Consider the following 26,520-nt stretch of genomic DNA (forward strand, 5'->3'; position numbering starts at 1 on the left):
AACACATTGTATGCAGGTAGCCGATCTTTCAAAAAAACATGAACTGGTATCAGACCTCTTTGCGTGGCCGGAAAAGAAATCGGATTGGGATCAATACAGGTTGAGCGACGAACAGGTGCGGTTTTACAAAGAGAATGGCTACCTGCCCAATGTACAACTGCTCAACGAAAAACAGATCGGGGTGCTGCAGCAGGAGCTGTCGGGCATTGTTTCTCCCGAACACCCCGGCAATGCGTTGTTTTACCAGTTCTATGCAAACGAATCGTCCGACCAGGACTCGGTTTTGTTTCATGCATTGGGCGCGTGGCGCATCACCAATGGTTTTCACGATATTTTATGGAACCCTGCATTTGTAATGGCTGCGAGCCAGCTGCTCGATGATAAACCCGTCAGGTTCTGGCACGACCAGCTTTTCTGCAAACCCGCCCGGCACGGCGGTGTGGTGGCATGGCACCAGGATTATTCATACTGGACACGCACGGAACCCATGCAGCATTTAACCTGCTGGGTTGGACTGGATGATGCCACGGTTGAGAACGGTTGCCTGTATTATGTGCCCGGCAGCCATAACTGGGGCCTGCTCGATAAACCCGAACTCGCCGGTGAAATGACAGGATTGCTGGAGATGCTGAACAAAGAACAGAAAGAAGCATTCAAACCCATTCCTGTAGAACTGAAGAAAGGGTTCGCGTCTTTTCACCATCCCCTCATGGTACACGGATCGTATGCAAACCGCTCGCCGGTGGCGCGCCGCGCTTTTGTGTTGAATGTGTTTGCCGATGGAACCGTATCAAACGCAGACACTGAGCTGCTTCCCAACTCTGTTGTTATCCCGAAAGGAGATAAAATGGATGGTCAGTTCTTCCCATTGTTGTTCGATCCCGAAAAAGAAAATACACTCGTGTGATGTACGAAGAAGCAACAGAAATATTATTCTTTTGTCCGCGCTGGGGCTCCGCACACATCCCATGGCCCGTGTTTGCAAGAAAGGTAAAAGAAGCTGGGTACGATGGCGTAGAAACCGATGTGCCTTTTGATGTTCAGCAGCGGGAGGAAATGTTGCAATCGCTGGAGGATCATAAATTATTGCTTATTGCGCAGCATTGGGAAACGACGGACCCGAATTTCGAGAGCCATCTTGACGAGTACACGGGCCGTATTGCGTACCTCGCTTCCGTACGACCGCTGCTGATCAATTCGCAGACGGGGAAAGATCATTTCAGTTTTCATGAGAACCGTTTGCTGCTGCAATCTGCGCACCACATTGCAAAAACGATGGGTGTGCCGGTTTACCATGAAACGCACCGTGGCAAGTTCAGTTTTGCGGCGCATACAACAAAAGCATTTATCGGCAGCGATCCTGCCTTATCGCTGACCTTCGATGTATCGCATTGGTGCGCGGTGGCGGAGAGTTTGCTTGATGACCAGGAAGAAGCGGTTGCGATGGCGATCGATCGTACAAAACATGTGCATGCGCGCGTTGGCCATGCGCAGGGAGCGCAGGTGACCGATCCGCGCAGCGGGATATACAGTGCGGCCCTGGAGTTTCACCTTGCGTGCTGGGACAAGATTGTGGCGCTGAACCGCAGAAAAGAGGAACCAATGCTTACATTCACCATGGAATTCGGGCCCGCGCCTTATATGGTGCAGGACCCGTTTACTCAACAACCGTTGGCAGACCAGTGGGAGCTGAATCTTTTTATGAAAAAGCTGCTGAGCGAACGGTATGAAAAAAACGCATTGCTGGTATGACAAACGAAAACAGGATCACCGAATCACCCTCACCCTACCGCAACCAGGAGCAGATGACGGCGGTGGAGATCGTGCGGCACATCAACGCAGAAGACAAGACCGTTGCAGCCGCTGTTGAACGCCAGCTCGATCGCATTGCAGCGCTTGCAGAAGTGATCGCATCAAGGCTCGCAGATGGAGGCAGGTTGTTTTATATAGGTGCAGGCACAAGCGGAAGACTTGGTGTACTCGATGCAAGCGAGTGCCCTCCTACCTATGGCGTGCCCGATGACCAGGTGATCGGGCTGATGGCAGGCGGAGATGCAGCGCTCCGATACGGAATCGAGGATGAAGAAGACAACGCGGACGGCGGCTGGCGCGACCTGGAGAAACACCAGGTTTCAACAAAAGATATTGTGATCGGTATCGCGGCAAGTGGTACTACACCTTATGTGAGAGGCGGACTTGAAGCGTGCAGGAAACACGGCATTGTTACGGGGTGCATTGTTTGCAATCCCGGCTCACCTGTTGCTGCGCATGCAGACTACCCGGTGGAAGTGATTACGGGGGCGGAATTTGTGACCGGGAGCACGCGGATGAAGGCGGGCACAGCGCAAAAAATGGTGCTGAACATGTTAACAACAACGGCCATGATCAGGCTGGGGCGCGTGCGCGACAACCGAATGGTGCACATGCAGATCAGCAACGACAAGCTGGTTGACAGGGGTGTGAAAATGCTGATGAGCCAGGCAGGTATAGAGGAATACGACGAAGCGAAAAAGTTACTGCTCGCGGCAGGCAGTGTAGATGCTGCTGTAAAACAATATAAAAATTGCTGAACAAATGCCCATAGAACCAACCACGACCAACAGCCCGAAGACCACGAAATACGTGATCATCATCGGCGCGTTCTTTTTTATTTTCGGGTTCATCACCTGGATCAACGGAACGCTGATCCCTTACCTGCGCATCGCATGCGAGCTTGAAGAATGGCAGGCCTATCTCGTGACGTTTGCATTTTATATTTCCTATACGATCATGGCCATTCCATCGAGCGCTTTGCTCGCAAGAACAGGGATGATCAAGGGAATGAGCATCGGATTGGGTGTGATGGCGCTGGGTTGCCTGGTATTTGTTCCGGCAGCCTATACAAGAAATTACATGATGTTCCTGGTTGGATTGTTTGGCGTGGGCACGGGCCTCACCTTATTGCAAACCGCGGTCAACCCCTACATCACGTTGCTCGGCCCTGCGGATACAGCGGCAAAACGCATCAGCATGATGGGCATCTGTAACAAAGTGGCGGGCATACTTGCGCCATTGGTGATCGGCAGCATCATCTTAAAAAACGCAAACGGCCTCGTAGAAGAACTTGCGAAGATGAACGCAGCGGAAAAAACCGCGCGGCTCGACCAGCTGGCGCACAGCGTGATCGTTCCTTACATCGTGCTGGCCGCCATTCTTGTACTGATCGCTTTCCTGATACGATTTGCACATTTGCCAGAGATCATGCCGGAGCAAAATGAAGAAGCGGGTGTTTCCGTTCATACATCTCCGAAAGTGAACCGGCAATATGCCATGGGTTTTATGGCCATCTTCTGCTGCGTAGGCGCGGAAGTACTTGCAGGAGACTCGATCGGGAATTATGGCATGTACCATGGCATTGATCTCGACATCGCAAAAAGCCTCACATCGTATACACTTGCTGCAATGATGGCAGGTTATCTTTTTGGCGTGACGGCCATCCCAAAACTCATTTCGCAACAAAAGGCATTTTTATTTTCCACGATTGGTGGATTGATCATCAGTATTCTTATTGTTGTGTTACCCGGCATCCTTTCGCTGGTGTTCCTCGCGTTGCTTGGATTGTGCAATGCTTTACTGTGGCCCGCCATCTGGCCGCAGGCCCTGAACGGGCTGCAGGGAAAACAGCTCGCCAAAGGCTCAGCGATCCTCATCATGGGTATTCTTGGCGGGGCATTGCTTCCACTACTTTACGGTGCCGCAGGAAAATTCAGCAACAACCAGGTTGCGTACCTGCTGCTTGTTCCCGTATATCTTTTCCTGATCTATTACAGCTATATAGGTAAACGTTCCTCAAAAGTAAATTCCCCCTCATGAACCAGATCCCTGCTTTGCAAACACCAAAAACAAATTACCGTTGGTTTGTCTGCGTACTGTTGTTTTTCGCAACCACCATCAATTATCTCGACAGGCAGGTAATGGGGCTGCTGAAGCCCGTTCTTGAAAAAGAATTCAACTGGACGGAAACGGATTACAGTTACATCGTGATGGCATTCACTGCTTCTTATGCGGTGGGACTTGTAGTGTTTGGACGGATCATAGATAAAATCGGCACAAGGCTCGGCTACACAATATCCATCACATTCTGGAGCATCGCTGCCATGGCGCATGCGGCTGTGAAAAGCACGTTTGGTTTTGGTGTGGCAAGAGCGAGCCTGGCATTGGGCGAATCGGGAAATTTTCCTGCGGCCATCAAAACCGTTGCAGAATGGTTCCCTAAAAAAGAACGTGCACTTGCCACGGGCATTTTCGATTCAGGATCCAACATCGGCGCATGCGTGGCACCGATACTGATCCCATGGATACTGGGAATGTATGGATGGCAGGAAGCCTTCATCATCACTGGGAGCATCGGTTTTTTGTGGCTTGTTGCCTGGCGCATCTTTTACCAGACACCAGAAAAACAAAAACGGTTGTCGCCCGAAGAACGCGCCTACATCAACAGCGATGAGGCAGCGGAATTGCCTGCGGAACAACAGCAGAACGTATCGTGGTTCAGCCTTTTCAAACTGAAACAGACATGGGCCTTTATCATCGGTAAATTTTTCACCGATCCCATCTGGTACTTCTTTTTGTTCTGGCTCCCTTCCTATTTCAGTTCCACTTTTCACCTCGACCTGAAAAAACCAAGCCTCCCGCTTGTTGTTATTTATACTGCAACCACCATCGGCGCCATCGGCGGCGGATGGCTCTCATCCTACCTGATCAAAAAAGGATGGTTTGTGTACCGCTCCCGAAAATTCACGTTGCTGTTGTCTGCTTTTTGCGTGGTACCGATCTTTTTGGCAAGATATACAACAGACATGTGGGTGGTGATCGGGCTCATCAGTCTTGCAGTACTCGGCAACTCAGCCTGGAGCGCAAATATTTACACCATCGTATCGGATATGCTTCCCAAGAAAGCAGTCAGCTCCGTGATCGGGATCGGTGGTATGGCAGGTGCAATAGGCGGTGTGATCTTTCCATTGTTCATCGGATGGGTGCTCGACTATTACAAAGGCATCGGCAATATAGTTGGCGGGTACAACGTGATCTTTATTGTATGCAGCCTCTCCTTTTTGATCGCCTGGATCCTGATGCATTTTGTAACACCAAAAATGAAACCCATACAATTTTAAGATGCGCCGCATTGTTGTTTTTTGCATGTTACTGGTAAGCGCTTCGCTGCACGCACGCACGCTATACGTATCCGTGAAAGGCGACGACCGGTCGGCGGGCAGTGCAGCGAACCCGCTTCAATCGATCAACAGGGCCGTTAAACTGGCAAACGCAGGTGATACCGTTTTGCTCACTGCCGGCACCTACCGGCAAACGATACGCATCAGCGGGAAGGCTGGCAACATAGACAATCCTGTTTACATCATCGCCCAAAACAAGAACACGGTGATCGACGGCGGCGCACCTGCGCCTGGGATGGGTCTCGATTACAACTGGATCGAATTGAACAACACCGCATGGATCGTGTTCCAGGGCATCTCTTTCGTCAACGGATGGACGGACCCCGTGAACGTGAAAAATTCTTCTTACATCTCTTTCCGTTATTGCAATTTCAAGGGCGGAAGAAAAGTGATACTCGCCACCGGCGCGGATACACACCATGTGCTGGTGGAAGGTTGCAGCTGGGACCAGGGCGGGGAGAAATTATGGACGATCGACAAAGATGTACGTGGCGTTGATGCATGGCTATCGATGCATCATGAACTGATGGGTTATTACAACGGATCGCTGATCGACAGCCGCGCATCCGGCGGTTCATTTGTAATCAGGCGCAACCGGATCACCAACGCATACAACGGCATCCGGTTCACCTCTAAAAAAGGATACGACGCAAACATAGAAGTGTATGAAAATGACATCTCCAACATACGCGACAATGATTTTGAGCCCGAACATTACGCATTCAACCTTCACATCTACCACAACCGGTCGCACAACATACACAAAACACTTTCGGTAGATGATGTTGCGGGCGGCTACATCTATTACTATGGCAATACCGTAACAATGGACAGCACGGCGTGGGCAAAAAAAATCTGCAGCGGGTTTTCCAAAATATACGGTGGCGTAGACAGTCTTACTTACCCGTTGTATTTTTTCAACAACAGTTTTTTCGGCTACGGCAAAGGCTTCAACGCAATGGAACACAGGGCGCGGATGCTGAAACATTACAACAACGCATATTATTTTGCCGGCGAACAGGGATTGATATTGGAGTACATCGATCCAACAAACGAATTTGACAACGACATCACCAACAAACCATGGCCATCATCGATACGGAACAACGCGTTGGAAAAAAACGGGAAGACGGCAGACGTAAAATTCAGGAATGTTTTTCAACGCGACCTTCGCCTGCAGCCATCCAGTATTGCCATTGACGCAGGAAAACAACTGTCGTTTCCCGAACTGCAATGGACACAATCGTTCAAGGGCAAGTCGGTTGATGTGGGCGCCTATGAAGACAATGAACCTGTCCAGGGCCCGCCCTATCATTTCCGCAAACCGGAGAACGCAGCTTTTCATTACACCGAAACGCCAAGGGTGGTTCGCTATTATGTGAATGGCAACAAACTTCACCTGTTTTTTTCTGAAGCGATGGATGCGCAGAGCTTATCAAACAACAACATCGAGATACAGTGCCGAAACAAAAAACTGAAAGTGCAGAACAGTGTTTTGCAGGACGGAGCCTATGAATGGATCGTGGAAACGGACACGCAATTGATTGCAAATGAGATCTCGATCGGGTTCATCAAAAAACCGGTTTCGGTTCATGGCGGTGTTTATACAAACTGGGCCGCGGCCATTCCTGTTATTGCTAAATGATCATAAACATGTCGCAGAAAAAATATACGGAATCGATCACCTGCTGTTACCTCTATATCATTTCGCAATATGGGTATCCCCCGCCTGCAGCGGGCACGACAGGCTATTTGCAGCAGATGCACGACATGGGATTTGCAAGCGTAGAACTGGAGGGCATCCGCGAAGAGCATGTATTGGAAATGCATGCGCAACGGCATGCCATCAAAGAGAAGATCGACCAGCTCTCGCTTAAAGTACCCTATTACTGCGCGGTGCTTCCCGGGCTTGGTTCTGCGGATGCTGAAGAACGCAAGGCAAACCTCCGGATCTTCAGGAAAGGATGCGAAACGGCAGTTGCTTTCGGATCATTGGGTATTCTTGACAATGCACCGTTACCGCCTTATCAATTCCCTGCAGATATTCCCGTTGTGAGGCATTATGAAGAAGAGGTTGTATTGTCGGCGGGACTACCCGTGGACCTCGACTGGAAAAACTACTGGAAGGGATTGACGGATACATACCGCGAGGCATGTGATATTGCGGCCGGGTTCGGCCTCACCTACCAGATGCATCCTGCAGCCGGTGTATTGAGTGCCACAACGGATGCGTTCCTTTATTTTGCGCAGGCGGTGGACAGGAAAAACCTCCGCTTCAACCTGGATACGGCGAACCAGTTTTTCCTGAAAGACAATCTTGTTTTATCGCTGCTGCGCCTTGCAGATCACATCGATTACATTCATCTCTCAGACAACCGCGGCGCCCACGTGGAGCATATTGTGCCGGGAGATGGTTCGATCCGCTGGGATCTTTTTTTTGATACACTTTCAAAGATCAAATTCAAAGGCCATATCGGCATCGATGTGGGCGGAGATGAATCGGATATAGGTAACATCGACACAGCCTACGCCAGATCAGCATCGTGGTTAAGCGAAAAAATAAAAACATACCAATTGTAAAATACAATGCCGGCACAACCGCACCATAAAAAGATCTGTATTGCGTTGTTGGGTGTATTGTGCACCTGTCTTCTCCAGGCGCAGGAAAGCATACAACAACAGGCGCTCTCCGCTTCAGTGCGTGTTGCAGACAAACTGATCCGCGATACAAGGTTCCGGCTCGACGCCGTTCCGCAAAAAGAAGAACTTGGCATGCAGGTGATCGACTTCAGGGATATGATCACGACAAAGGACCGGAAAGCCTTTGCGGTACGCAGGTTCACGGTCGTGGCCGATTCGCTTGTCGGCTTTGGCATTTCGCACGAAGGACAGGCGATCGTTTCGGTGAATGGATCACCAGTGTATACATCGACAAACAGTTCATTCACTGCGCCAAAAGAATACGCATACAACAGGTTCCATTTTCAAAAAACGTTCAGGGTGCTTTTGAAAAAAGGGACCAACGAGATCAGTATTCGATATGTATCAACCGGCAAGCAAGCGGTTGTGTTTCTCCGTGCGCAAAATGCAGCTGGTGATGCAGACAATACCGTAAAGTTTGAAAAACAATGGCAGTTACTTGGGGCGTTTGCAAAGAACGATGCGGTTACAGATCCTGGCAAAGCGCATTATTTATTTTTTAAAGGTAAATATTATACGTGGCAATCGCCTCCGCAGCGGATGATACCGCAGTTGCAGGTAGACAGTACGCTTACGTATTTCCGCGATCCGTATCTTGACTGGAACTATTCAAACGGAAATACGGTCTGGAGCGCAATGATGCTCGATGGCGCAACAACCGATCCAAAATACAGGAGTTATGTGAAAGCGTATACGGGGTTTATGATGGATCACCTGGATTATTTCCGTGCACAATACGATTCGCTTTTTGTATGGCGCGGAAGTTTTCACCGGTTCTTCCGCATGTCTATGTTGGATGACGCCGGCTCGGCCGTGTTGCCTTATCTCGACCTGTATGCGATCAGCCCTGATGAAGCCATCAAAAAGAAAATACTTGATCCCGTTGCAGATTACATACTTCACAAACAGGTTCGGTTGAGCGATGGCACTTATTGCCGGCCCGAACCGGTTGAATATACCGTTTGGTGCGATGACTTGTTTATGAGCGTACCGTTCCTGCTGCGTTGGGCAGAGATCACAAACAATGTTTCGCTGTATGATGAGGCGGTGAAACAGTTTAACGGTTTCAGGAAATATTTGCTCGATCCGCAGACGGGTTTGTTTCACCATGGATGGTTCAGCCATACACAACAACGCTCACCCGTGCGCTGGGGCCGCGCCAATGGCTGGATCGCCTGGGCAACGATGGAATTGCTTGAACGGCTCCCTGCATCGCACAGGGCATATACAGGAATACTGGAAGCGTTCCGTTCACAGATGAATACGTTGAGGCAATACCAGGAATCAAACGGTATGTGGCACCAGGTGCTCGACAAGCCGGCATCCTTTGAAGAAACTTCCTGCACGGCCATGTTTACGATGGCCATGGCGAAAGGCGTACGAAAGGGCTGGATCAACAACAGTTTCCGCGAAGCGGCGCTGAAGGGATGGAAAGCGGTGCAAAGCAAAATAGATGCAGACGGCACCGTGCACGACATCTGCCGTGGTACCGAAATCGGGTACGACGATAATTTTTATTTCACCAGGCAAAGATTCAACCAGGACCCACGTGGCCTCGGATCCGTAATCGCCGCAGGTATTGAGGTTAGTCAACTGAAATAAACCAAAAAAAATTCCTAATTTCTAATTATCAATTACAATGATCACACCTTCAATGATTGAAACATTTGATGCGAAAGGTTTTCTTGTTGTTCCAGACGTGTTGAATAGCGACGAGATCGAATACTACCGCAACATTTACGAACAATTCCTAAACAATAAGATCGACGCGAGCCGCTACCGTTCTGATCTGGGCGGGTTTGCAAAAACCGATGAAGATGTAAAACAAGAGAAGATCACGCAGATCATGCTGCCCGGTCGTGTGTTCCCGGAATTGCTCACCAAAAAAATGCATACGCTTTCATTGCAGATGGCGAAGGAGTTGCTTGGTGAGGATATGGAACTTGATTTTGATATGCTGATCGACAAAGCGCCCTTCAGTGCAACGGCGACACCATGGCACCAGGATTGTGCATACTGGATCACGATGCCCGACAAGCGCGCCGCAAGTTGCTGGATGGCTTTGGATGATGCGATCGTAGACAATGGCTGTATGTGGTATGTTGAGGGCTCGCACCTCGGCCCCATCCGCCCGCACCGCCCGGCTGGCAAGGGCGGTGGCGCTTTGCAGTGCGATGCGGAAGAATCTGAAGGTACCGCTGTTGAAATACCCGCGGGATCGTGTGTCTGGCACCACGGTGCAACCTTGCATTACAGCAGGGGCAACACAACCGCCTTGCGCCGCCGCGCTTATATCAGTAACTTCAGACCGGCAGAGATGATCAGGTTTGAAAGAGAACGCGGGTTTGATCACACAGGAGAAAGAGAAGTGAAGGATGAGAGGGCGCAGGACCAGCTGTCGTAAGTTAACAGAAACAGTAACCACTTACCTATTGAAGTTTCAATCCGAAATGTGAATGCATATCGTTAAAATAATTGCACCTGCCGTTTTGTTTTTTTTTAACCCGACGCTTCATTCGCAGGAGTTGCGGGTGAAGGACGCTTACGCGGCTGCGTTATTGAAACTTGTTAAACCATTGCATTCACTTCAAAACAAGAACAACAGCGACAAAGACGCGGGAGCATTGCGCTGTGTGCATTGTAATGTATTGCATACGCGCGCGGCGGAAGCGATGTATCCGTTTTATGTAACCTGGAAGATCACACGCAACGATTCCTTTCTTGTTGCCGCCAAACACGCGGCGCAGTGGCTGATGCAGCAGCAACAGGCAAACGGCAGCTGGAAAGAAACGCCCGAAGAATGGACCGGTACAACCACCGATCAATTGCTGATGATGCTGCTGACGTACGAAGGGATCCAGCAACAACTTTCACCACAGGAGAAGACCAACTGGACCGTTTCGATGCGGAAGGCCGCAGATTATTTACACGGTGTGATGAGCCCGGAGTTTGCGAGCATCAATTACGTTGCCACCACAACAGCCACGCTGGCAAAGGCTGGGATATTGTTGAAGGACGACCGGTACATCGCGAAAGCCAGGTCGCTTGCGCACCGCGTTGCGTCTAAATTTGATACCGATGGTTTCCTCAATGGAGAAGGCGGGAAAAGCCATGGCAACAAAATGGGTGTCGACCTCGGGTACAATATGGAAATGTCTTTGTGGGGGTTGGCACTTTATGCCCGTCTGACAAAAGACCAGGCAATTGATGGCCAGGTAAAAAAAGCGGTGCGTACGCACGTAAATTTTATTTATCCTGATGGATCGCTCGATGCATCCTGGGGCATACGTTCCAACAAATGGACCGGGTATGGAAGCGGCACCTCGGATGGCTGCCAGGTTTTGTTTTCGCTGTATGCGGATGTGGATCCTGTTTATGCAAATGCCTCACTGCGCAATTTAGCTTTTATCGAACAGAACATCACACGCAGCGGATTGCTTGGCTACGGGCCGATGCACGATGCGTTGTTCAGCGAACCGGCATGCATCTACCCCACTTTCACCAAGGCGAAAAACATTGCAATGGCATATATGCTTGAAACAAAAAACCTGCGTGTTGCAAAACCGATCCCGTCAGACAGCGCACATACGCTGCGTGATTTTAAAACAGTTGATGTTGCATTGATCCGCACAAAAAATATGATGGCAACCGTTACGGCCTACCGTTACAAAGACCAACTCGCGGGCTCAAAAGGCAAATACATGTTTCGACCCGGGGGCGGTACGGTCAGTCATTTGTGGATGAAAGGATGGGGCTTTGTACAGGCGTCAAGTCCCACGCAATATACACGCCCCGAACCCATGAGCTTCCCCGAAGCGCCGGGCGTGTTGCCGCTTACGCCCCGTATTGAATATTCAGATACCGCGGGCTATTTTACCAATCTTTATGAATTCGATGCGCACTTTGAAACGGAAAGGCGCAACGGGCATTTCTATACAACGGCATACGGCGAACTGAAAGACAAGAACTGGTTAACGGGCGGGGTGGGTTATGAAACCCGGTATGATTTTTCGGATGCGGGCTTTGAGAAAACCATCCTACTTCGTTACCACGATGCATGGCCCGCCGTTAACGTTATTGAACCTTTTATTGATGCAGCAGGAACATCGTTCGTACAAACCGATAAGAAGAGCATTCTCATCAAAAAAGGACAACAGGTAATCCGCATTGAACTGGTCAGTGGAAATGCAGAACTAATGGTGGGGCAAGACAAAGAACATTACTGGGCGCCCTATCCCGCATTGCGCGCCATGCCGATCGTGTTTCACATCACTGCGCCCGACGGCAAGTACGAAGAAACGATACGGTATAGCGTAACAATAACAGAAAACAGTGCGGGCAAATCGAACACAAGCAACAGGCCCTAAACAGCATTGCTGTCAGGCCTGCGTTAAAATCATTTTATGAATGGATTTATTTACCTGCTAGCCTGGTTTGTGATCAGTGTAGGACTGATCATCACATTAACAGCGAAATGGAAGGTGCATCCTTTCTTTGCGCTGCTGCTCGCCTGTTTTGTAATGGGTACAGGCACGGGTATGCCGGTTGTGCAAACACTGAACACCGTGAAAGAAGGTTTCGGGAACATCATGCGTTCGCTGGGATTGATCATCGTACTTGGAACCTCGCTCGGTGTATTGCTCGAAAAAAACGGGAGCACATTGGTAATGGCCCGCTGCATTCAACGATGGTTGGGCAGCAAACGACCTGCATTGTCGATGAGTGTAACTGGGTTGATCGTTGGCATTCCTATTTTTTGTGATTCAGGATTTATCGTACTCAGTGGTCTGAACAAAACATTTGCGCGGCAAACAGGCGCATCCATTGTTACGGTTGCCGTTTCCATGGCCACGGGCCTGTACGCGGTGCATTGCCTCGTTCCACCGCATCCCGGTGCAGCAGCGGCAGCGGCGGTCATCGGTGTGGACTATGGGAAGCTTGTTCTTTATGGTGTAATTGTTGCGGTGCCTGCGGCACTCGTGGCTTACCTGTATGCTGTGCGTATGGGCAGGAAAGACAAACAGGTCGTTGCAGTGCACGAAGATCCTGTTGCGGAAAATAAAAATCTTCCTTCAGCAACCGCATCGTTTCTTCCTGTGATCGCACCTATTTTGCTTATTACGGCAAAGGCGTTTGTTCCTGCAACCACGATCATTTCAGCGCCACTCGCAATATTGGGCGATCCTGTAATGGCGCTCGCCGCCGGTGTTTTGCTTGCGATGGCAGGATTAAAAAAAGAAAATGCCGGCGAACTGAACCACTGGCTGGCAGAGTCGGTTGAAAAAGCAGCGGGCATACTGGTGATCATCGGCGCCGGCGGTGCATTCGGCGCAGTGCTGGGAGCGGTCAACATCGGGAAACAATTCAGCGAGGTGTTGCCGCTGGCGAGCATGGGACTCGCATTCCCCTTCCTTCTTACCTTTCTTTTGAAAACGGCACAAGGTTCATCAACAGTGGCGATCATTACCGCTGCTTCCATCGTGCAACCCTTGTTGCCTGTACTCGGATTTGATACGCCTGAAAGCAAAATGTATTGCCTGCTGGCCATGGGTTCAGGATCGATGATGATCTCGCATGCGAACGACGCATACTTCTGGGTGATCTCGAAATTTGAACGGATCTCCATGCAACCCATGCTGCGTGTTTATTCTGTAGCAACGATATTGATGGGATTGACCAGCTTTGCGGTGGTTTATCTTTTATACTTATTTTCCTGACGCATGCACATCATCATCGCTCCCAACGCATTTAAACACAGCCTGGATGCTGCAAGCGCTGCAAAGGCTATCGAACAAGGCCTGCGCGCAGCCGATCCTTCATGCACAACCGAATGCATTCCTGTTGGCGATGGCGGTGATGGCACAGGCTCACTTCTTACCAATGCGTTAAATGGCGATTCGGTTACAGCAACCGTGCAGGATCCTTTGGGGCGGCCCGTTACGGCATCGTACGGTATTACAAAGGGCCAGACGGCGATCATTGAAATGGCCGCGGCTTCAGGCATCCGTTTGCTGAAACCGGAAGAATACGATCCCATGCGTGCAACATCATTCGGCACCGGACAACTCATCGCCGATGCGCTCAACAAGGGCGCAAAAAAGATCATGCTCTGTGTTGGCGGAAGTGCCACGGTGGATGGCGGATGTGGTTTGCTGCAGGCACTCGGTGTGCGGTTCCTGGATGAACAAAATGAATTGACAAACGCGACCCCCGAAAATTTGCCCAGGCTCGCACGCATTGATCTTTCCAACATTCACCCGGCAATAAGAAACTGCGAACTCGCTGTTCTTTGTGATGTTTCCAATCCCCTGCTCGGCACCAACGGCGCAGCAAGGATCTTCGGCCCACAGAAAGGTGCAACAGAAAAAGAAGTTAAACTGCTCGAAAAAGGGTTGCAGCATTTTTCAGAACGCATCGAACAGGCAACGGGCCGCAACATTGCAGGCATGCCGCGAGGAGGTGCTGCAGGCGGTGTTGTTGCAGGACTCTGTGGTTTGCTGAACGGAAAAGCAGTGAATGGTATCGGGTATTTTCTTGACGAGATCTCTTTCGATCAGTCTCTTAAAAATGCCACACACGTTCTCACGGGAGAAGGAAGCATCGACCTGCAAACACTGGATGGCAAAGCCCCTTACGGCGTTGCCCTGCGCGCGAAGGAAAGAAACATACCCGTGACAGCTTTTGCCGGGCAGGTACCGGACAATGCAAAACACAATCTCTCAACCGTTTTTGAACAGGTGATCGTAATCACCGAAAAAGATACAACGCTCGAACAGGCCCTCGCCAATACCGGGAAGAACCTGGAGCAAAAAGCCTTTGAATGGATGAAACGTTTGCGCAACACATCCCGCTGACAGGATCGTTTCGTGATCTTCGTCAAGCCAGAATCAATCCTTGGTAATTGTAAAACTGTCTACCTCCATACGGTCTGGCGCAAGTTGTTTTATGGTAAGGGTCTTGCCTTTCACATCCGCTACTGTAAAGCTGTGCACCTTTGAAACAAAACGATACGTAAATCCCTGCCAGGAGTCGCGGTCGTCTTGTTGCTCTTTGTTGTAAAGACCCTGTCCCCCTGCGCCGGTTACGAGATAAATGATCCCGTTCGGTTTGGTGATGTCTTTCCCATCAAACTTTTTATCGAGCGTCCATGCACCGGTAACGATCTTGCCTGCCGGTGTTTTTCCGGCACCACTCACCAATTGATATCCTGCGCGGTTGTCTGGCTTAAAGGTGAGCGGATAGCTTCGTTGGTAATTGTGCACATGACCCGTAAACACAACATCTACTTTGCCTGCCTCAAAAAGCGGTGCAAGCAGGCGCATCTGCTGTTGTTCAAAATGCGCGCGCGATGAATTGAAACCGGGCTGGTGAAACATCACGAAGCGCCAGTCGGCATCTTTTGCCTTTGCGAGATCATTGGTTACCCAGTCGATGAGTTCTTTATCCGTCCAGTCGACATAATTGTCTGCATCCAACACCAGCCAATGCGCATTGGCATAATCGTAAGAGAAATTTGCCATTGCCGGGTATGCTTTCCCCGCCGCATCCAGGAAGGCTTTTTTGCGTTCTTCCGCGCCCCTGATCGCCGGGTATACAACACCTTCTTTTCCTGCGGGGGCGTTCAAAGGTTGTTGCCAGTAATAGTAATAAGCAAGTGCATCCGGCGACCTGTCGAGATCGCGTGTTACAAGATCGTGGTTGCCCACTGCGGCCACAAACGGGATGCTGCTCATCAGCGGCACACCCGCAGTATCTTTTTTTGCCGTATTGTAGATGGGCCAGAATCTTTTGTTGTATTCACGCACCAACCCGTTGTCGTACACAATATCACCCGGGATCAATACGAGGTCCGGTTTTGCCTCGTACACGCCAAGTGCGATACCCATAGCCGCTTTGGTACCCGCGCCTACATCTCCAAACACAACAAAGCGGTAAGGTTGCTCCTTGCTTTTGGGCGCATGTGCGCTCGCTGAATACACCATTTTCTTATCGTGAAATACGCGGTAGTCGAAGATGCTTCCGGGAACAAGTTCCGTGAGTGCGGCCTGGAAAAGCCGATGGGCTGCAACATTGTCCACTGCTATTGTTCTTGAAGAAAGCGTAACGGCTTTGGTCCACACATCGCCGGCGCTTTTTTTATACTGTACCTCGTAAACAGCGGATGAATCCACCGGCACCCAAAGCAAGTCCAACGAATTTGACGCAGGCTGGTAACCAACCTGGAGATAAGGGTTGACGAGGAACGCGGGTTTATCATCCTGTGCATATCCTGAAAAAAACAGGAGTGCGGTGATCAATGTGGATAACAGTTGCTTCATACTGCAATGTAGCAATATTGATTTTTGGGAGGAAACTTACTGCACACAATTCATAAATCGGTAATATGGGAAGAAGACGTCGGTCAAAACAACCGGCAAAGCGTTACCGAACTCATAAATGCGTCTATAATTTTGCAGCTATTCCTTCACACATTGTATATTTATCGTTCAATATACCGATATGAAAAAAGGAATGCTGCTTGCCGTTTGCCTGTTGTCGCTCATCTGCCTCTATTCTTTTCGTGGCAACAACAGTGGCACCACTCCCGCTGCGGCCAAACCGATCATCACCGGCGCCGAACAGCTTGATAAATACCTGCCGTTGCTGAAGGGAAAGCGCGTGGCCATCATGGCAAACCCTACAACGATCATTGGCAAATCGCACCTGGTAGACAGCCTGCAGAAGCTCGGTGTAAAAATTGTAAAAGTATTCGGCCCCGAACATGGCTTCCGTGGCAATGTTGGCGCAGGTGTGCATGTAGAGGATGAGGTGGACCCGGCAACAGGGATCCTCCTTGTTTCTTTGTACGGCGCCAAGAACAAACCCACCAAAGCAGACATGGCAGATGTAGACATCCTGTTGTACGATCTGCAGGATGTAGGCGTTCGGTACTACACCAACATCAATGCACTGGTACGCTTGATGGATGCATGCGTGGAGAACGACAAAGAAATAATGATACTCGACAGGCCCAACCCGAACGCATACCTGATCGACGGCCCCATTCTCGATATGAAATACAAGTCAGGCATAGGACAGTTTCCCATACCTATGTCGCATGGCCTTACCGTAGGTGAATTCGCGATGATGGCGATCGGTGAAGGATGGCTGGCGGATAAGGAAAAAAAATGCAAACTCACGGTGATACCTGTGGCCAATTACGATCATGAGATGCCGTATGTGCTACCTGTGAAACCATCGCCCAACCTGAATACGCAGCAGGCGATCATGCTTTATCCTTCTACCTGCATGTTCGAAGCAACCTATCTGAACCATGGCCGCGGCACTTATTTCCCTTTCACTGTTCTCGGGAGCCCGGAGCTGAAAGGGATCTATTCGTTCTCTTATACGCCAACCAGCATCAAAGGCATGGCTGCAACACCATTGTTCATGGACCAGGAGTGTTTTGGGCTCGACCTGAGGAACTATGATGTGGAGAAACTCAGGAAAAGCAAAAAGATCAATATCAGCTGGATCATCGAACTGTACAACAAGCATCCGTTCAAAGAAAAATTCTTCGACTCCAAACTGAGCCGGGAGATGAACAGGATAGAGATCCAGGTTGGTGTGGGTGAGTTCAGGCAGCAGGTAATGAATGGTGTTCCCGAAGAAGAGATCCGCAAAAGCTGGGAACCCGGGTTGAGCAATTACAAAGAGATGCGCAAGAAATACCTCTTGTATCCTTAACCGTTTACAAACGGCACCACCATAAACCCTATGCCAACCAACGATCAGTTACCGGTGCGCATAGGGTTCTTTATTTCCACACTTCGATAACGGGCGGAATTGTCAAAAACGGAGAAGTATTGGCTACAAGATGTGTTATGCAAAACAGGGCTTAACCCGAAATTGCATAAGGTTGAGTAAGGGCGAAAGTTTCCTTCACAACCAATTACCTATCCCATCACTGTAAAACAATACGCATGAAAAGCCTAAGCAAATACATAGCTACCGGTTGTGTTGCCTGCATGGCAACGGCCAGTGCATACACGCAAAACGCCACGGGGGCGGCAAACAGGCTCATTACCTCCTACCCCGCTGCAATGATCGCTGCGCCGCCGGCGGAACTGAAGCTTGATACGTTTTATAAAAAATACACAGATGCATTCGGCATCCCCATTGTTTCGTCTCACAAAGTGCCCGACGATGCTTTGCTCATCGGCCGGGATATTGTGAACTACATGCTGGTTAAGCGGCCGGATGTGCGGGCCACATTGGTGAAACAAAAAGCGAGGCTGCTGATCATGGCCGAAACAGAAATGGAGACCGATCTTCCCGAAAGAAGCAACTGGAAAAAACCGGCGAAAGACGATCGCCGCTTAACACCCGGCGAGCGCGAGAACTATGATAAACCCGGTGGCATTGCAAGCATGTCTGACAGGGAATACTGGAACAAACGTGCACGCGGCATGGGCGGCACCATCACTTCCTGCGCGGAAGAAAACATTCTGGGTTATCCAGGCACACGTTACTACGGCGAGAACATACTTGTTCACGAATTCAGCCACAACATCATGAACGCATTGCGCAGTTGCGATACCACTTTGTACCGCGAAATCCTGGCTGCATATGAAGACGCAAAAGCAAAAGGCATGTACAAAGGGCAATATGCCATCAATACGTCAGCAGAATATTGGGCAGAAGGAACGCAATGGTGGTTCTGGTCGAATTTTGAATTTTACGATGGCGCAACACGTGTTCAGACGCCCGACGACCTGAAAGCTTACGATCCGAAATTGTATGCTTTGCTGGAGCAGGTTTATATCGGCCACCACAATCCCGCAGATGTTTATTACGGAAAGAACCTGAGGCCCGCTAGAGCAAGGCAATAAAAAACATAAACTGTATCTCATTCACAGCGGATGTCCTTCTGCTGCGAACAACTACGCCTCCTGCACTTTCGTGTTGTTTTTTCAGTGTCTTGAACCTATTGTTTCCTACAAACAAAAGGCAGCGATCACTCGCTGCCCTCTTTGTCTAAAACCTATTGCATATGAGAAAAAAAACGGTTGAGATCTGTACCTTGATCAATTCTATTTCTCTTTGATCCACACAATAGAACTCGCCGGCCTGTTGGCGATCCGTTGTGGTGGTTCTGCTGCCTGTGTTGGCGTACTGGTTGCTGCCGGGCGTGTTGCCACTGGCTCCTCGATGCGGTTGTTGCGCGCATAGTTGGGAATGGCAACAAGTGGTGTACCATCGGCCCATTGCCCTTTGATCACCATAAGGCCGTGCAGCATATCGTTCCACTCTACTTTCAGCGGCGCTTTGCCGATCGCTTTTTCTATATCCTGCTGGTCCGCTTTCTCTACGTTGTATACCAGCGGCCCATAACGCAATGCCACGCGACCGCGGTTTCCTTCGATCCTCTCGTCGGCGGTAAAACGCTGCACCTCCATCGGCATCTCGAGTTCGATCTTATCACCGGCCTTCCACGTTCTTTTGATCATTGCATACCCTTTCTCTACATTGATCTGTACATTCTTTCCATTTACTTTCAGCCATTTCAAACCATTCACTTCGCGATCTGGTTTGTACAACTCGCTGGTGGTGCGGTTCGGAACACGCACGTACACGGCAAACTCTTTTGACACTTTCGGGTTTACGGTGATGGCAACATTGCCGTTCCAGGGATATTCTGTTTTCTGGATCATCTGCACATCCGTTCCCGCAACCCGCTCCACGTTGATGGTGCTGCCCAGGTAAAGATTTACATAGATCGCCTTATCGCCCGTTACATAGGTCCAGGTTGGCAACATCAGCAATGTGCGCGGAATGTTTCCTACGCAGCACGGGCAAACATGCCATGCATCCCGTGGTTGTGATGAAGACAGCGGGTTGGTGTAATAAAAATGCGTTGCATCTGCATCAAGCGATCCCATCAATGCATTGTACATCGTTTCTTCATACAGGTCGGCATAACGCGCATCGTGGTACGCCAGGTTCATTTTGTATTGAAAGAAGATCAAACCTGCGCTTGAGCACGATTCGCAATACGCATTGTTGCGCAGCGAATAGTTAGGGCCAAAACCTTCTGATGTTTCGCCGCTTCCGATACCGCCGGTGAAATAATATTTTTTATTGACCAGGTTGTTCCACAAAGACATTACCGCACTCTGGTAATCCACGTCTGCTGTTTCTGCAGCAACATCTGCCATGGCGGAATAGTTATAGGTGGCGCGCACCGCATGCCCTACGGCTTCGTATTGTTCCTGCACCGGCACATGGCTCTGGTCGTATTCGCTTCCGTTCTTGCGGCTGTCGAGCAGGAACTTGGCCAGGGAAACATAACTGTCGCCGCGGTTGTTTCCTTCCATATCATTTACAAAACGCCCGAAGCGAACAAGCGCCTGTTCCATTTCCTGGTGCCCGTCGTACCATTCTTTTTTCCCGGGACCAATGTTGCGTACCCAGCAGTCTGCCAAACGCTTCGCAGCATCATACAAACGCCTGTCCTTTCCATTGGTGAGTGTAAAATGATTGATCGCTGATTCGATGAAGTAACCTGACACGTATCCTTCATGATCGCCGCGGTTGCGGGGCGACCACCGTTCTTTCCATCTTGCCGTATCACGAAGTGTGAACGCGGTCTGCAGGTAACCATCCGGTTCCTGTGCAGCAAGAATGAGCGGGATCCATTTTTCAAGCGTTGCCTTCATTTTGTCCTGCGCAGCAATGATCTCTTTGTCACCCTGCGGGTCCACCATCAGCGCAATACACATCGCTTCAACCGTCTGGTGCACCCATGCGTTGGAGAATACATACCCTTTGTGTTTTGCATGCGGCTCGCCACGGATGGCTTTTGCGGCCTCGATAAAATTATCGATGCCACCCTCGCCTATCTTGAGATCTGTTCTTTCGTTCTGCGCCACGCAGTACGGGATCCAGTTGGTGATCATCGCTTTGGCACGGTCGTTCCAGAGTTTATTGTCGATCTTGTATTTTTTCGTGTACACAACATCGAGCCTTTTTGCTTTTGGCGGTTCGTGCACTTTTACTTTGATAACGGACGATTGGGAAAGATTTCCATCGCTGGCCGTCATAGACAGCTCATAATCGCCAACCGCGGAAAAGGTAGCTGCGCCTTTGATTTTATCTCCCGAAGTAAATTGAACATTGCCCGGCCCTGACACTTTTTTCCATTCGATTTTGGTAACGGGTGTAACCGAGCGTATGCTTCCTGCGAGATAGGTTTTGCCGTTGATCATCACATCCCTGTCGATACCCGCGTTCACAGAAGGCGCAGGGGCCGCAGAATTATCTGTTTTATAAACGATCCACTCTGCCATAGACGCAATGCCACGGTCCGCAGAATCGAGCTCTATACGGATGCGCGTGGTTTTGACTTCATCAAAAATGGTTTTGTTGAGTTTGCCCGGTTCTTTCGCGAGACCGGATGCATTCTGCACAGGCACAAAAGCAGTCCCGTTCCAATATTGTACCCGGTACGCTTCGGGCAGGCGGATGTTCCTGTTGAAATCGTTCCAGAAGATATCGATCTCTTTGGTGCTCACAGGCTGCGCCCACTCGTACTGCACCCAGATATTTTGCCTCGGCATAACGTTGCGGTTTCCACCACCGCCAAAACCCCTTCCAGAAAACATAGGGGCCACATTATCGTTCAAAGCGGCCGCATTAAAGCCACCACGCATGGAAGAAGATACATTGGCAACCACTGCAAGGTTGGGCCTCGTAGTTAGCGGTGCGGGCTCCGGTTGTTGTGCACCGGCCGTGCCTGCAAGCAATAGAAACATCCATGCAACAATACCAGCGGACGCTATTTTTTTAATTGTCATTATTCATCATTTAATAGATCGGAAAAAACAGTGGCAAAAAGCAAGACCTGCAATACGATTTGCAGGCCCTGCTTTACTCACTAACTGTATTACTATTACCAACTTGCCATTGGAAAATTAATACCCTGGATTTTGTTTCAGGTTTGAATTGGTAAGCATTGCCGACTGCGGTATCGGGAAAATGATCTTGTCGTTGTTCGACGAAGTATGGTTGAACCATTTCTTCGTGGTGAACACACCGAACCTGATGATGTCCTGGCGGCGTTTTGCCTCAGCGGCAAATTCCCAACCCAGTTCATCGAGCATTCTTCCGTATACAACATTTGCACCGCCTTGTGGGTTTACCACTGCGCCATTTGCCCATTCGCCGTAGTTGTATGAACTACCCTGCTGCAATTGCGCACCGGTTACCACCGCTTTTGCAGGGTTGGATGCAAAGCTTCTTTGTCTTACCTGCGTAACGATCGTTGCCGCATCGTTTGCCTTGTTGGTACGCAACAATGCTTCGGCTTTCATCAGTAATACATCGGCATACCTCATCAATGGAAAATCAACACTCGAACCGCCACGCATGCCCGATTTGATCTCGTATTTGCCAATACGGTAACCGGCGTTGCTGGTGCTTTCCACGATCGATTTTACATCTTTTACATAGTTGATCACCAATGCGCCCGTGGTTGCATTGTATTGCGGACCCATGATCCATGTATCCTTCAAACGCTGGTCATCCGGATCGTAGGTATCGATGAACTGCGGAACCGCGCAGTTACCACCCCATGGCTGAACCTGCATCGGGTATACCTGCTGCATCAGCGGATCGAGGGTTTTCATGTGGATCGTGCTTTCGGTAGCAAAGATCTCATCGTAAGGAACGGTGAAGATCAGCTCCGGCGAGTTCTCATTGTTTGTAACAAAATTGTCTTTGTACCGCGTTGCAAGCGAATACACATTTTTAGCGATGATGTCGTCGCACTCCTTGATTACCTTATCCCATGCAGCGGTTCCAACGTATACTTCCGCATTCAGGTAAACACGCGCCAATACTGCCTTTGCTGCCCATTTTGTAAAGCGGCCATAGGTAGATTTGTTAACAACTTCAGTGAGCAGCGGAATGTTGTCCGTCAGTTCTTTCACTACAAAATCATACACTTCTTTTCTTGTTTTCTGTTTCGGCAGGCTCACATCCTTGTAATCTGTTACGATCGGCACATTGCCATGGTTATCGAGCAGCAGCGAATAATAAAATGCCCTGGCTGCTTTCAGTTCGGCAATCAGTTCGTTCTTGCCGGTTGTCATCGGGATCTCGCCTGATTCGATCTGGTAAATAACGCGGTTGGCATTGTTGATGCCGCGGTAGCAACCACTGTACAAACCGTTTGGCTGTCCCTGTGTTGCGTTCCATACGTGCTGGTGCATACGCTGGTAGGTTCCGCCATCCACCCAGCCGTTCGGGCGTGCGGGTGTGATGATCGCATCGGCTGCTTCTTCCTGCACATCAAAATAACCTTGCCAGCCGGCAGTCATGCCCCTGAGGTTACTGTATACAGGGCCAACCAATGCAGGCACATCAGCCGCGGTTGGATTGAAATTCTGTGCAAGTACCTGTGAATATACTTTTTCATCAAGCTTGGTACAGCCATTCAGTAAGAGCCCACCGGCAAGTGCGAGCAACGGGATCTTTGTGTATTTATAATATTTTTTCATGACGTCTTTTTTTTACGATTAAAAATTAACAAGCGCTCCGAGGGTGAATGTGCGTGTGGTTGGGTATTTGTCCCTTTCATCGTTTCCTGGAGCAAGTCCGGTCCTGTTAACTTCCGGATCGATTCCCTTGTAGCCTGTGATGGTGATGGTGTTCAACGCTGAAAGCATCAACCGCAGGCTTTTAACATATTTGGTGCTGCGCATAGGAACATTGTAGCCCAATGTGATGTTGTCAATTTTCAGGAAGTCGCCGTTCTCAATGTAATGGCTCACGTAAGCCTGTGAATTTTTAACGGTCGATTTTCCGTACACCGGATCAAATGCAGAGAGAAGCACATTGTAGTTGGCCAGGATCTGTGGTTGCGCGTTCTCGTAGAACATACGCTGGAAGTTCAGGATCTGGTACCCGAACTGGCCACGCATCAATACACTCAGGTCAAAGTTCTTGTAGCGGAACGTGTTGTTGAATCCTAAATAATATTTAGGCAAGCCGTTTCCGAGGATCTTTTTATCCGCATTACCCGCGTTTGATGCATAAGGTTTTGGTTTGCCGTCTGCACCCTCAATGATCCACAAACCGTTTGCATCGATGTCGATCGATTTGAAGCCCCAGAAATTACCGATCGGGCCGCCGATGTCGATCCTGTGTGTAACATCCTGCACAGGCTCACCGGTACCACCCGCTGTGAAGAAGGTGCTTGTAGTGGCAAACAACTCATTCGACAAGGTCACGAGTTTGTTCTGGTTGTGCGAGAAGCTGATGTTTCCATCCCATGAGAAATCTTTTTTCTGGATCGCAGCATAATTCACCATCACCTCTATACCCTTGTTCTCCATTACACCTACGTTGGCAGTAATGGTACTGAACAGGTAAGGTGGTGTTGGAACGGCATAATCGTACAACATGTCTTTTGTTGTCCTTTTGTAAAGATCGATCGCAAAACTCAGCCTGTTCTTGAGAATGCTCAGGTCCAGGCCAATGTTGAACTCTTCTTTACGCTCCCAGCGCAGATCCGGGTTAGGATTACGCACAGGAGAAAGTGTTTGTATCCAGGTACCGTTGTTGAGGAACCTTGTGCCGTAGTTAAGCGCCGTAAGCGACTGGTATGGCGAACTTGGTGAAATACCCGTTACACCAAAACCGGCACGTAATTTCAGGTCGTCAATAAATGAAACGGTGCGCATGAAGTTCTCTCTCTTGATCCTCCAGCCCACAGACACCGCAGGGAAATTACCCCATTTGTGGTTTTCTCCGAATTTCGAAGACCCCTCGCGCCTGATGCTTGCAGAGAGAATGTATTTGTCTGCATAGTTATAGTTAACGCGCCCGAAGAAACCGATCAGTTTGCTTTCAGATGCGTTGCTTCCCATAGATGCTTCACCACGGCCGAGTGCATTACCGGTTGCGAGGTTGTTGTATGAATACTGGTCGGTTGGAAAATCCCAGTTGCTCGCAGAGAAGTTCTCGCTGAACTGGTCCTGGTAACTGTAACCACCCAATACGGTCAGTTTATGGCTACCAAAATTGCGGGTATAGTCTCCTGTCAATTCAACCAGGTTGTCAACACCGGAGCTTGTGCTGCGCGAAGCGTTTCCGTTCCTTCCGTTTTTGGTGGTTGATACGTGTTGTTTTGTTTCTGAACTTCCGCTCAGGCTCGTGTTCTTCACGTTGGCAACCAGGAGTTTCAGGTTGAAGCCTTTGAACAGGTTGGCAGTGATGTTTCCAGACAAACGTGTTTCCTGGTTCTCATTGCGCGCAATGGTTTCCCTGATATATCCAAGCGGGTTATCATAGAAATAAATATTTCTTTCTTTCCACCTGCCGAGGTAGTCGTATACACTATCTGTAGGATTGCGGATCACCGATTGACGGTATACATAGGTATTGAATCCGCCATCGTCGTTCCTGGCACGGCTGATCGCACTCAGGTTCACTTTCACTTTGCCTTCGAACATGGAGTGGTTAACATCGGCGCGGAGCGACAATTGCCTGTTCACCGTATTGATCATAAGTCCATCCCAGTCCCTGTAATTGATGTTGGCAGTATAATTCGTGTTCTTGCTGCCACCCTGGAAAGTGAGGTTGTGTGTGAGGCTTATGGGTGTATTGTTGTTGATCTGTTTGAACCAGTCTGTGTTCAAACCATAATCAAATGTATTGGGAACACCTGCTTTTACTACATATTGCCTGTATTGATCGGCGTTCAAAAATTTCGGGCGCCTTGCGATGGTCTGGATACTGGCATCGGTAGAATAGATAACCGATGATTTTTCTCCGCCAACAAGTTTGCGTGTAGTGATGAGGATCACGCCATTGGTACCGCGCGTACCGTAGATGGCAGCGGCAGAACCGTCTTTCAATACATCGATCGACTCGATGTCCTGCGGCGCCACAGAGTTCAATGAACCCGGTATCCCGTCGATCAACACCAATGGCGTAGCCGATGCAGATAAAGAAGTGATACCACGCAACTGGATCTGCGTGCCACCGGTAGGATCACCTGTTGAAGTAGACACCGTTAAACCGGCCACTTTTCCCTGGATGAGCTGTCCCGCATCGCGTACAAACCCCTTTACAAAATTTTCCTGTTTTACACTTGCCACCGCACTGGTTACATCCGCTTTTTTCTGCGTACCGTAACCGATCACCACTACCTCGTCGAGGTTATTGATGTCTTTGTTGAGCCGTACTTCAAACTGGCTCTGTCCTTTTACAGGAAGCGTAATGGCAGTGTATCCAACAAAACTCACCACGAGCTCCGCGTCTTCCGACGGGGCCAGGATACTGAATTTACCGGAGGCATCTGTAACGGTGGTTGTCCTTGTGTTTTTTATGGACACCGTTGCTCCTATCAACGGATCTCCCGATTTGGCATCGAGTACAGATCCTGTGACCGTTTTTGCGGGGAGCCTAAAGGTCTTTCCTGTCTCGTTCCTGGCCTGTACCACGTTGAAGACGAGCAATGAAAGCGATAGCAAGCAAGCAATCATTTTTTTCATAAGCAAGAGTTTTATATAAAATCGTCAAATTGACACTTAAAATTAACTTTTAAATAATTTCTGCGAAT

Annotated in this window: 18 protein-coding genes; 14 read left to right on the forward strand and 4 right to left on the reverse strand. The window is 49.5% G+C overall.

Annotated features, from left to right (window positions below; translation table 11 throughout):
• The first annotated feature begins 10 nt into the window (after positions 1–10).
• The 12 genes from GWC95_RS05745 to GWC95_RS05800 are packed head-to-tail and all read left to right on the forward strand — an operon-like array spanning position 11 to position 14,767.
• Entirely contained in the window at positions 11–907 is an 897-nt protein-coding gene (locus GWC95_RS05745) for a phytanoyl-CoA dioxygenase family protein (protein ID WP_161817741.1), read from the forward strand.
• On the forward strand, positions 907–1,752 hold the full coding sequence (locus GWC95_RS05750; protein WP_161818207.1) for a sugar phosphate isomerase/epimerase family protein: 846 nt from the start codon (positions 907–909) through the stop codon (positions 1,750–1,752). Before GWC95_RS05745 ends, GWC95_RS05750 begins: the two co-directional genes overlap by 1 nt.
• Positions 1,749–2,570 carry an N-acetylmuramic acid 6-phosphate etherase gene (murQ, locus tag GWC95_RS05755; RefSeq protein ID WP_161817742.1) on the forward strand — a complete coding sequence of 274 codons (822 nt, stop codon included), beginning with the start codon at positions 1,749–1,751 and terminating at the stop codon, positions 2,568–2,570. The genes GWC95_RS05750 and murQ overlap by 4 nt, the downstream gene beginning before the upstream one ends.
• 4 nt (positions 2,571–2,574) lie before the next feature.
• Positions 2,575–3,852, forward strand: a complete 1,278-nt coding sequence (locus GWC95_RS05760; RefSeq protein ID WP_161817743.1) for a sugar MFS transporter — start codon at positions 2,575–2,577, stop codon at positions 3,850–3,852.
• Positions 3,849–5,153 carry an MFS transporter gene (locus GWC95_RS05765; RefSeq protein ID WP_161817744.1) on the forward strand — a complete coding sequence of 435 codons (1,305 nt, stop codon included), beginning with the start codon at positions 3,849–3,851 and terminating at the stop codon, positions 5,151–5,153. Before GWC95_RS05760 ends, GWC95_RS05765 begins: the two co-directional genes overlap by 4 nt.
• A 1-nt stretch (position 5,154) precedes the next feature.
• A complete protein-coding gene (locus GWC95_RS05770) occupies positions 5,155–6,858 on the forward strand; it encodes a DUF1565 domain-containing protein (RefSeq protein ID WP_161817745.1) in 1,704 nt (567 codons plus the stop codon).
• Positions 6,859–6,866: 8 nt separating this feature from the next.
• Positions 6,867–7,793 (forward strand): sugar phosphate isomerase/epimerase family protein, encoded by a 927-nt coding sequence (locus GWC95_RS05775; RefSeq protein WP_161817746.1) that lies wholly within the window; start codon positions 6,867–6,869, stop codon positions 7,791–7,793.
• A 6-nt stretch (positions 7,794–7,799) separates the two neighbouring features.
• On the forward strand, positions 7,800–9,515 hold the full coding sequence (locus GWC95_RS05780) for a glycoside hydrolase family 88/105 protein (RefSeq protein WP_161817747.1): 1,716 nt from the start codon (positions 7,800–7,802) through the stop codon (positions 9,513–9,515).
• A 37-nt stretch (positions 9,516–9,552) separates the two neighbouring features.
• On the forward strand, positions 9,553–10,317 hold the full coding sequence (locus GWC95_RS05785; protein ID WP_202630227.1) for a phytanoyl-CoA dioxygenase family protein: 765 nt from the start codon (positions 9,553–9,555) through the stop codon (positions 10,315–10,317).
• Between the two features lie 52 nt (positions 10,318–10,369).
• The gene (locus GWC95_RS05790) at positions 10,370–12,280 is read left to right on the forward strand and encodes a prenyltransferase/squalene oxidase repeat-containing protein (protein WP_161817748.1); all 1,911 of its coding nucleotides are present in this window, start codon (positions 10,370–10,372) and stop codon (positions 12,278–12,280) included.
• A 36-nt stretch (positions 12,281–12,316) separates the two neighbouring features.
• Positions 12,317–13,630 carry a GntP family permease gene (locus GWC95_RS05795; protein WP_161817749.1) on the forward strand — a complete coding sequence of 438 codons (1,314 nt, stop codon included), beginning with the start codon at positions 12,317–12,319 and terminating at the stop codon, positions 13,628–13,630.
• A gap of 3 nt (positions 13,631–13,633) precedes the next feature.
• Positions 13,634–14,767, forward strand: coding sequence for a glycerate kinase family protein (locus tag GWC95_RS05800; protein ID WP_161817750.1), 1,134 nt, complete (start codon positions 13,634–13,636; stop codon positions 14,765–14,767).
• Between the two features lie 33 nt (positions 14,768–14,800).
• Here GWC95_RS05800 and GWC95_RS05805 read toward each other — a convergent pair whose 3' ends face one another.
• On the reverse strand, positions 14,801–16,231 hold the full coding sequence (locus GWC95_RS05805; RefSeq protein WP_161817751.1) for a metallophosphoesterase: 1,431 nt from the start codon (positions 16,229–16,231) through the stop codon (positions 14,801–14,803).
• A 181-nt stretch (positions 16,232–16,412) separates the two neighbouring features.
• Between GWC95_RS05805 and GWC95_RS05810 the strand changes: the two genes are divergently transcribed.
• Both GWC95_RS05810 and GWC95_RS05815 read left to right on the forward strand, forming a co-directional pair.
• A complete protein-coding gene (locus GWC95_RS05810; RefSeq protein ID WP_161817752.1) occupies positions 16,413–17,639 on the forward strand; it encodes an exo-beta-N-acetylmuramidase NamZ family protein in 1,227 nt (408 codons plus the stop codon).
• Between the two features lie 236 nt (positions 17,640–17,875).
• Positions 17,876–18,784: a hypothetical protein gene (locus tag GWC95_RS05815; RefSeq protein WP_202630228.1), complete on the forward strand. Its 909-nt coding sequence runs from the start codon at positions 17,876–17,878 to the stop codon at positions 18,782–18,784.
• A gap of 201 nt (positions 18,785–18,985) precedes the next feature.
• On the opposite strand, the gene GWC95_RS05820 is transcribed toward GWC95_RS05815, so the two are convergent.
• The 3 genes from GWC95_RS05820 to GWC95_RS05830 all read right to left on the reverse strand — a co-directional run bounded on the left by GWC95_RS05820 (position 18,986) and on the right by GWC95_RS05830 (position 26,452).
• Entirely contained in the window at positions 18,986–21,748 is a 2,763-nt protein-coding gene (locus GWC95_RS05820) for a glycoside hydrolase family 127 protein (RefSeq protein WP_161817753.1), read from the reverse strand.
• 117 nt (positions 21,749–21,865) lie between these two features.
• Positions 21,866–23,452, reverse strand: a complete 1,587-nt coding sequence (locus GWC95_RS05825) for a RagB/SusD family nutrient uptake outer membrane protein (RefSeq protein ID WP_161817754.1) — start codon at positions 23,450–23,452, stop codon at positions 21,866–21,868.
• Between the two features lie 18 nt (positions 23,453–23,470).
• Positions 23,471–26,452, reverse strand: coding sequence for a SusC/RagA family TonB-linked outer membrane protein (locus GWC95_RS05830; RefSeq protein ID WP_161817755.1), 2,982 nt, complete (start codon positions 26,450–26,452; stop codon positions 23,471–23,473).
• Positions 26,453–26,520 lie beyond the last annotated feature (68 nt).

The sequence above is a fragment of the Sediminibacterium roseum genome, from assembly GCF_009939005.1.
GTDB lineage: Bacteria > Bacteroidota > Bacteroidia > Chitinophagales > Chitinophagaceae > Sediminibacterium > Sediminibacterium roseum.

Bases quoted from the DNA above. Each gene is read 5' to 3' on its own strand.
- GWC95_RS05745 (WP_161817741.1), top strand. From the start codon at position 11: ATGCAGGTAGCCGATCTTTCAAAAAAACATGAACTGGTATCAGACCTC.
- GWC95_RS05750 (WP_161818207.1), top strand. From the start codon at position 907: ATGTACGAAGAAGCAACAGAAATATTATTCTTTTGTCCGCGCTGGGGC.
- murQ (WP_161817742.1), top strand. From the start codon at position 1,749: ATGACAAACGAAAACAGGATCACCGAATCACCCTCACCCTACCGCAAC.
- GWC95_RS05760 (WP_161817743.1), top strand. From the start codon at position 2,575: ATGCCCATAGAACCAACCACGACCAACAGCCCGAAGACCACGAAATAC.
- GWC95_RS05765 (WP_161817744.1), top strand. From the start codon at position 3,849: ATGAACCAGATCCCTGCTTTGCAAACACCAAAAACAAATTACCGTTGG.
- GWC95_RS05770 (WP_161817745.1), top strand. From the start codon at position 5,155: ATGCGCCGCATTGTTGTTTTTTGCATGTTACTGGTAAGCGCTTCGCTG.
- GWC95_RS05775 (WP_161817746.1), top strand. From the start codon at position 6,867: ATGTCGCAGAAAAAATATACGGAATCGATCACCTGCTGTTACCTCTAT.
- GWC95_RS05780 (WP_161817747.1), top strand. From the start codon at position 7,800: ATGCCGGCACAACCGCACCATAAAAAGATCTGTATTGCGTTGTTGGGT.
- GWC95_RS05785 (WP_202630227.1), top strand. From the start codon at position 9,553: ATGATCACACCTTCAATGATTGAAACATTTGATGCGAAAGGTTTTCTT.
- GWC95_RS05790 (WP_161817748.1), top strand. From the start codon at position 10,370: ATGCATATCGTTAAAATAATTGCACCTGCCGTTTTGTTTTTTTTTAAC.
- GWC95_RS05795 (WP_161817749.1), top strand. From the start codon at position 12,317: ATGAATGGATTTATTTACCTGCTAGCCTGGTTTGTGATCAGTGTAGGA.
- GWC95_RS05800 (WP_161817750.1), top strand. From the start codon at position 13,634: ATGCACATCATCATCGCTCCCAACGCATTTAAACACAGCCTGGATGCT.
- GWC95_RS05805 (WP_161817751.1), bottom strand. From the start codon at position 16,231: ATGAAGCAACTGTTATCCACATTGATCACCGCACTCCTGTTTTTTTCA.
- GWC95_RS05810 (WP_161817752.1), top strand. From the start codon at position 16,413: ATGAAAAAAGGAATGCTGCTTGCCGTTTGCCTGTTGTCGCTCATCTGC.
- GWC95_RS05815 (WP_202630228.1), top strand. From the start codon at position 17,876: ATGAAAAGCCTAAGCAAATACATAGCTACCGGTTGTGTTGCCTGCATG.
- GWC95_RS05820 (WP_161817753.1), bottom strand. From the start codon at position 21,748: ATGACAATTAAAAAAATAGCGTCCGCTGGTATTGTTGCATGGATGTTT.
- GWC95_RS05825 (WP_161817754.1), bottom strand. From the start codon at position 23,452: ATGAAAAAATATTATAAATACACAAAGATCCCGTTGCTCGCACTTGCC.
- GWC95_RS05830 (WP_161817755.1), bottom strand. From the start codon at position 26,452: ATGAAAAAAATGATTGCTTGCTTGCTATCGCTTTCATTGCTCGTCTTC.